Source organism: Sphingobacterium endophyticum, from assembly GCF_009733535.1.
Classification (GTDB): domain Bacteria; phylum Bacteroidota; class Bacteroidia; order Sphingobacteriales; family Sphingobacteriaceae; genus Sphingobacterium; species Sphingobacterium endophyticum.
Map to the genome: position 1 here is coordinate 128,145 of NZ_SMMI01000012.1, position 7,646 is coordinate 135,790.

The 7,646-nt window shown below is 33.7% G+C and carries 5 protein-coding genes; 3 read left to right on the forward strand and 2 right to left on the reverse strand.

Features of this window, described 5'->3' with window-relative positions; translation table 11 throughout:
* Positions 1-111: 111 nt before the first annotated feature.
* Together E0Y80_RS15055 and E0Y80_RS15060 are read right to left on the reverse strand one after the other, a co-directional pair.
* Complete coding sequence (locus E0Y80_RS15055; RefSeq protein ID WP_156308495.1) at positions 112-2,016, reverse strand: FAD/NAD(P)-binding protein; 1,905 nt, start codon at positions 2,014-2,016, stop codon at positions 112-114.
* 481 nt (positions 2,017-2,497) lie between these two features.
* Positions 2,498-3,502, reverse strand: coding sequence for an LLM class flavin-dependent oxidoreductase (locus E0Y80_RS15060; protein ID WP_156308496.1), 1,005 nt, complete (start codon positions 3,500-3,502; stop codon positions 2,498-2,500).
* A gap of 473 nt (positions 3,503-3,975) precedes the next feature.
* Between E0Y80_RS15060 and pckA the strand changes: the two genes are divergently transcribed.
* From pckA to E0Y80_RS20645, 3 genes are read left to right on the forward strand one after another with little or no spacing between them, the layout of a single operon-like run.
* Positions 3,976-5,550, forward strand: coding sequence for a phosphoenolpyruvate carboxykinase (ATP) (gene pckA / locus E0Y80_RS15065; RefSeq protein ID WP_156308497.1), 1,575 nt, complete (start codon positions 3,976-3,978; stop codon positions 5,548-5,550).
* Positions 5,551-5,561: 11 nt separating this feature from the next.
* Positions 5,562-6,587: a class 1 fructose-bisphosphatase gene (gene fbp / locus E0Y80_RS15070; RefSeq protein ID WP_156308498.1), complete on the forward strand. Its 1,026-nt coding sequence runs from the start codon at positions 5,562-5,564 to the stop codon at positions 6,585-6,587.
* A 54-nt stretch (positions 6,588-6,641) separates the two neighbouring features.
* The gene (locus E0Y80_RS20645) at positions 6,642-7,502 is read left to right on the forward strand and encodes a YciI family protein (protein WP_197091619.1); all 861 of its coding nucleotides are present in this window, start codon (positions 6,642-6,644) and stop codon (positions 7,500-7,502) included.
* Positions 7,503-7,646 lie beyond the last annotated feature (144 nt).

Consider the following 7,646-nt stretch of genomic DNA (forward strand, 5'->3'; position numbering starts at 1 on the left):
CATAAAGGAATTCTACTAAATAAGAATTCACATCTTGTGTCATTACTTCGTCTTTTATCATTTTAATAATTTTTATATTATCAAAAATAGAAATTGACTTTTAGTTCATTGTTAATTCGGTGTTAAGTTTATGTAACTACCATCAGCGTAATTAGAGCTATATAATGAGTATCCATCTGATGAATTTTTAGCTAATATTCTTTCAATAGTAGCAGAACTCCAAGTATTACTAAAATTATTTAAATTTCTAGATAATGAATCTGTCTGCAAGTGAGTCCCATCAGTTGGTATACCATAAAGATAAATTAGACTATTATGAATATCCCCGACAAGCTTTCCTTCTTTATCAATTAAAATCTTGCCATTCAGGTACTCACCATTTCTAATTTCATTTATATATCCTTTTTTGCGTAGCCGTTCAAATAAATGGTTGTTCTTTAATTGTAAATTTCCCTTAGGTATTCTAGCATCTATAAGGTAATTAAATTCCTTTTCTAAATAAGAATTTTTAATCATTAGACTATTTGAAGTAACGAGTATTTGAGGTTCTTCTGAGTAAATAAATTTTACAAATCCGTCCTTAGCTAAGCAAAATAATTTATCTATGCTATCTCGAGGTGGTCCAAAAGCCGAATGATTAATAAATCCCAACCAATGTTTTTCAAAAGATTCTTGGGACTCTGCATCAAAACCATTATGAGAAAATAATTCTGCAATCTTAAAAAAGCCTTCCCTAAGTGCTGCAATTGCTGCCGACATCGGACTTTTTAATTCTCCATGGTCCGAAAGTTTCAAACTGTAAATTCCTAAATCCACAATGAATTCATGGTAATTGGATTCCATCGGGACTTTTGAGTACGTTATGGGATCGATCAAAGCACTTATTGAAAATAAATTGCTCGAATCAAAGGTTTCAATAAAGTCTAAAATTTCAGAATCCGACAGTTCTTTTGTTGCATGAATATAAGTGTAAAAGGCTAATTGTGCCTCTAAATTATAGGTTGGTAAGATATCCCTCTCAAAATTTAGTTTTCTTTTTATATTCTTCATCGATGCAACCCATTCATCTGTCATGATTTTTAGTTGGTATTTATTACCTTTCCAGAAAGCATTTCTTGGTAACATCGGTAAATTCCTCCTTGAAAATGGATAAATGGTGGGTTCATATCCGGAAGGTAAATATCGATATTCATTATCTTGCTTATAAAATATACCGCCTCGGCCTTCTGTCAAATGCAATACCGAATCCATAAAAGTTAATCCAATCCCTTTTATTGCCACGTCAACTGCAGCTGGAATCTCATCCAATAACTCCACAGGGTAGGCCTGGGGGAGATACATGATTTCATTATTCTTTGCTGCTTTCATCATAACTTCTTCTTGTTCCATATTTGAATAGCTATGACCTGTACATAATATTGCTGATTCATATAAAAATGGAAGTCTCATTTTTGAACTCGTCAATTTAATTTTATTATTAAATATATCTAAGTCCGAAATATTCCCATGAACCATACTTACATCGACATGTTCAGGCTTATTTTCCAATGTTTTATTTAGTGCATCCATGAGGTATACTCCCATCAATTCTCTCGAACAAAAGTCAGATGGTTTCGGACCTTCCTCTCCTGATTTATTAAGGTTTATCCAGTCTATCAGTTTTAACTTATTTGGAATTGAATGGGGGCTGTCCATGGATTCCCAACAACTGATCTCTGCAATACAGTCATTCATAATTAAATAGGAGGGTAGGTTGGGATGAAAATTAGGCCCCGATGCAAATTCTTTCGAATGATTGAACCAGTGAATCTTCACCGGTTTATTGATGTTTGCCTGCATCGCTTTGGATATAAAACGGTCTAGGGCGTAAAATCCTTTTGGACCGCCACCAATTATTGCAATATATACAGCATCCGATTCGTCGGTTTTAAGTTCTTTTTCACTTACAACTTGGTTGTAGATGTTTTTCGGCACCTTTGCCAGGTACGGGTCTAGATAGGCAGAATTCCAAATCATAATCCAATTTTTTATTAATCATTGGATCTCAGTTAAATTCAATTCATGATTTTAGCAGTTTTAGTGCATAGGCAAATCCCACTATTTAAAAAATAGAGATGCGATAGATTCACTTATTTAGAAATCACTTTTTTTGCTTCTATCAATAATTATTAATCCTTAAAGACAATCTAAAATTGTCAATATGGATACCTAACTGATATCTCCAAAATTGTTAATTACTAAATCACATTAATTATTATTCGTATACCTTTAATGCAAAACTGAAGCCTATTAATACAACGTTTTGCGAATCTATTTTTAAGATAGATTTAGTTTCGTGTGATGTAGTAAATATAACAGTATTTAAGCATAAACGTTTTGCATAATTGCTATTTTGGCTGTTTTTTTTGCTTATTTTAAGCAAATACCCTAAATATAGGGTATTAAAAAAGGCGCTTTTTTAAAGCACCTTAAAATATTTAAGCAAATTATTAATTTTCTATTCCTGGTTGATCTGGTCAAAAGCTTCTTTTATGATGTCAAATGATTTTAATCTTTTTTCATCGTCGAAGATATAATTTGTCGTCATAATCTCTTGAGCCTGAACCTCATTAATTAATTGCTGTAATTTATTGGATAAAGTCTTAGCAGTTCCTGTAAATGTACTTGAGGTCATGGACTGTACAGCTTGCTCAATCTCTGGAATGCCGTGATAAATTGGCTTTTCTGTGGGGGCCGATAATGGCATTCTGCGATTTGTTATAATTCCAGCAAATAGGTTTTGAAGACTTGTTGATAGATAGGACGCTTCTTCATCTGTTTCTGCAGCAACTATATTTACACATACCATAAAATAAGGTTCTTGCAATTGCTCTGAAGGCCTAAAATTCATCCTATAAATCTCAGAAGCGGATTTTAACATAGCTGGTGCAAAATGTGCTGCAAATGCATATGGTAGACCCAATTCAGCCGCCAAATAAGCACTATCCGTACTTGAACCTAATATCCAGATTGGTATATCTAACCCCTCTCCGGGAAATGCCCTTACTTTACTACTTACGTTTTCATCGCTGAAATATTTTTGAAGTGCTAGAACATCATCTTTGAAATAAAATGCTGTATTTAAATTATTCCTTCTTAATGCCATAGCAGTAACTTGATCTGTGCCAGGTGCTCTTCCTAATCCCAAGTCTATTCTGTTTGGATAAATAGATTCCAATGTGCCAAATTGCTCTGCAATAACCAAAGGGGAATGATTAGGTAGCATAATCCCTCCAGATCCTACACGGATATTTTTGGTTTTTCCAGCGATATGACCTATCAGCACCGAAGTTGCTGAACTTGCTATGTGTTCCATATTATGGTGCTCAGCTAACCATAGTCTAGTAAATCCTAAATTATCTATATGTTCAGCACCTTTTGTTGCTCTTTCTATAGCATCTGATGCTGATTTATTTTTACACAATGTTGCTAATTCTAATAGAGAATAATTGATGTTCTTCATGGACATAAATATACAACTGAATGCTTATTCGAAAAGTAATCCTAATGTATATTATTATTTTCCAATTGTCATGTTTTTAGTTAACTGACAACTTTCAAAATAATCCTTTAAATATTAAAGAAATTTCGAACAATCATAAACATATTTTGTCATTTTCTTAATCTATTTGGTTATTTCATTTTAGCAAGGTAGAAAATTAACTACATTTTCATTTCAATTAAATTGTTTTTTACCTAAAAAACCTTATTAATTGCTCATTTTCGTACAAAAATGGGTTTAAACAGTTTAAATGCCTATTCTTTAATTTCTTCATTTTTACTGGTAATTTTTGCTAAATTAATTATAATAAAAAATGAAAAATTATAACATTGATTATCAGGTAGTTAAAACAGTGTAAAATTTACAATATGCTAAATTTCCTTTTTTTTAAGCTAAAAATATTTATAGCTTTGTTCGCAAAATAATGCCTATATATGACAAATTTAATCAGTAATCTATTGGACTCTTTAGGCATCCTCCCTACAGGTCCAATTTATTTTCAACTCCCAGTTGCGGAACTGGTTGAGCAAGCGATTAAAAATCAAGAAGCAACCCTCACAGAAACGGGCGCTTTAAATTTTAAGACCGGAGTATTCACAGGTCGATCCCCCGAATCCAGATTCTTGGTGAAAGATTTAGAAACCACAGACCACGTGAATTGGGGGAAGGTTAACAAACCTATGAATCCCGAACTCTTTGATTTACTCCTAAAAAGGGTTAGCAACTACTTATCTGATAAGCCTTGCTATATCCGAGCGGTACAGGCATGTAATCACAAGAATTTTGCTCAAAATGTTTTAACTGTTACCCAAAGTCCATGTCAGGATATCTTTGTACATAACATGTTTATCAACAAAGACATTGAAAAATTTGAAAATATAGATTGGACCGTCTTGGCTGCATCTAACATGAAAATTCAAGATTATGAAGATTTGGGACTCCCTACATCCCATTGTGTCGTATTGGATCTTTCTAGGAAAGTTGTCTTAATCATTGGTACTGCATATACTGGTGAAATTAAAAAAAGTATTTTCTCAGCCTTAAATTATTATTTACCGCTCAAACATAATGTATTGACCATGCATTGTTCGGCGAATGTTGGTCAAAAGAATGATACTGCATTGTTTTTTGGCCTTTCAGGTACTGGAAAAACAACCTTATCTTCTGATCATGGTCGCTTACTTATTGGTGATGATGAACATGGTTGGACAGAAAATGAAGTATTCAATTTTGAGGGTGGATGCTATGCAAAAGCAATCGGATTAACAGGTCAGCATGAGCCGCAAATATTTAATGCGATTCGATTTGGTGCCTTACTGGAAAATGTAAATTTTAAACCAGGTACTAGGCAGGTTGATTACGAGGACAGCAGTATTACCGAGAATATGAGAGCCTCATATCCAATTGAGTTTCTTGAAAACGTTAATCCAAAAGGTTTCGGAGCATCTCCAAATCATATATTTTTTCTAAGTGCAGATGCTTTTGGTGTTCTGCCTCCAATATCTAAACTATCTGCTGAACAAGCCATGTATTATTTTATCAATGGATACACGGCTAAAGTTGCAGGAACTGAAATGGGAGTAAAAACCCCAACTGCTACTTTTTCTGCATGTTTTGGTGCTGCATTTATGCCTTTGCATCCTATGTTCTATGCTGAAATGTTAAAAAAGAAACTTGAAGAAAATCCAAATATTCAAGTTTGGTTAGTTAATACGGGATGGGTGGCAGGTCCTTATGGGGTCGGTAGAAGAATTCAATTGAAATATACTCGCCAATTAATTAGATCAGCTTTAGAAGGTAATCTTGCTGAGGCAGGTTTTGATAAACATCCAATATTTGACCTGCAAATGCCACGAGAATGTATGGATATTCCGTCAAATCTATTGAACCCGAGACTTGTTTGGGATAATTCTGAAGCTTATGATGAATTGGCTGAAAAATTGAAAAATATGTTTGACAACAATTATGCGCAATTTATTCCCCAAGAAATAGAAAAAGCTTTCAGTTAATCCATGTAAATATGAGTATTCAAACATTAGAACAATTCATCACTGAACAACAAACTCATTTTCCGCAAGCCAAAGGTGATTTTACTAAATTGCTGCAGGCAATTTCCCTTGCTGCCAAAATTGTTCATCGAGAAGTTAATAAAGCTGGATTAGCAGATATCTTAGGAAAGCTGGGTAATACAAACATTCAAGGTGAAGAACAGCAGAAACTAGATGTGTTTGCCGATCATTATTTTATGGATGCACTAGAAAAAGTTGGGGAATGTTGCTATTTGGCTTCTGAAGAGCATGAAGATGGAATCAATCTTTTAAAAAAGAATAAATATGCTGTTGGTAAATATATGGTTTATTTTGATCCGCTAGATGGTTCTTCAAATATAGATGCTAATGTTTCTGTTGGAACTATTTTTTCTATTTATAGAAGAGTAAGTTCAGAAGGGGACCTACAGCATATCGATTTTACTCAAACTGGGAGAAAGCAAGTTGCTGCTGGATATATTATTTATGGTTCTTCGACGATGCTGGTTTATAGTACTGGTACGGGAGTTAATGGTTTCACATTGGACCCCTCTATTGGTGAATTCTGCCTCTCTCATCCGGAATTGAAAATACCTGAATCTGGCAAAACCTATTCTGTGAATGAAAGTAATTACAACCAGTTTTCAATGGCGATAAAACAATATTTACAGTTCTGTAAAGAGATAGATCAGGATACAAACCGACCATACTCATCGCGATATATTGGCTCTTTAGTTGCTGATTTTCATAGAAATTTAATACAGGGTGGGATTTTTCTATATCCTGATACCTTTCAGTATCCAAATGGAAAATTGAGGTTGATGTATGAATGTAATCCATTAGCATTTATCGCTGAACAGGCAGGTGGAAAAGCCAGTACAGGTGATCAATGCATCTTAGATATTATACCTCATAAACTTCATCAAAGGACTTCATTGATAATCGGGAGTAAAAATATGGTAGAGAAAGTTGAACAGTTTATTTTGGAATATTCCAATATGGAACATTCCTTCGCTTGATTGATCATATAGAATTGGGAGGAAAAATATTTATTTTTACCTAAAATATTTGATATGAAAAGTTGTTTAACCTTACTAATTCTCTGCTTTGTATGGCCAGTTTATGCCCAGAAAACAATTCCTGAATTTTTAAATGGAAATTGGATGATTTCTGGATCCTTAGACGCTGAACAATGGAACATTGTTTCCGAAACAAACATGAAAGGTTTTGGATACAAAATGGTCGATCAAGTTCCTGTCATTTCTGAATACCTCGATATCAGTCTTATTAATGGCCAGCTGATATTGGCAGCAACGGTCCTAAATCAAAATGAGGGAAAGACTATTCTTTTTAAGGGTGAAATGGATGATGTGAAAAAGAAAGTAAAATTTGTGAACTATGACCATGACTTTCCACAAGAAATCACATATGAATATAGTATTGATTCATTACCTAAATTGAATGTTCGAATTTATGGACAAGGAAAGGAGCAATATCTTAGATTGTATAAGCCTGATCATATTGCAATCAATGCTGACAATCCAAAATTTGATGCAGGATTAGCCACTAAATTAGGTGCCGATGATTATGGAATGAAATCATATTATTTTGTGGTTTTAAAAACTGGAACTTCAAAAAATGATAATAAGGAATTCATCAATGAAGCTTTTAAAGGCCATATGAATAATATTAATGATTTGGTCAAAAGGGAAAAATTAATCGTCGCTGGTCCTTTTGGAAAGAATTTAGATCAATTCAGAGGCTTGTTTATCTTCAATAATGTAAAATCTGAAGAAGAAGCTAAATTGCTTGTAGAATCTGACCCAGCGGTTAAAGCCGGTTTGCTTTCCTACAACTTGTATACTTGGTATGGTTCTGCCGCATTGCCCATGTATTTACCTTACTCGTATAAAATCACTAAATCTATTTTTTAATAAAATGAAAAAGCCACCAATTTAGGTAGTCATGGTCGGAAGAAATTCCGACCATTTTTTATGTTTTAAAAACTTTACCTGGGTCGCCTCCTGCAAATATGATTAGAATAGCAGTTATCATATCCCGGAGCTCCATGGCTATTC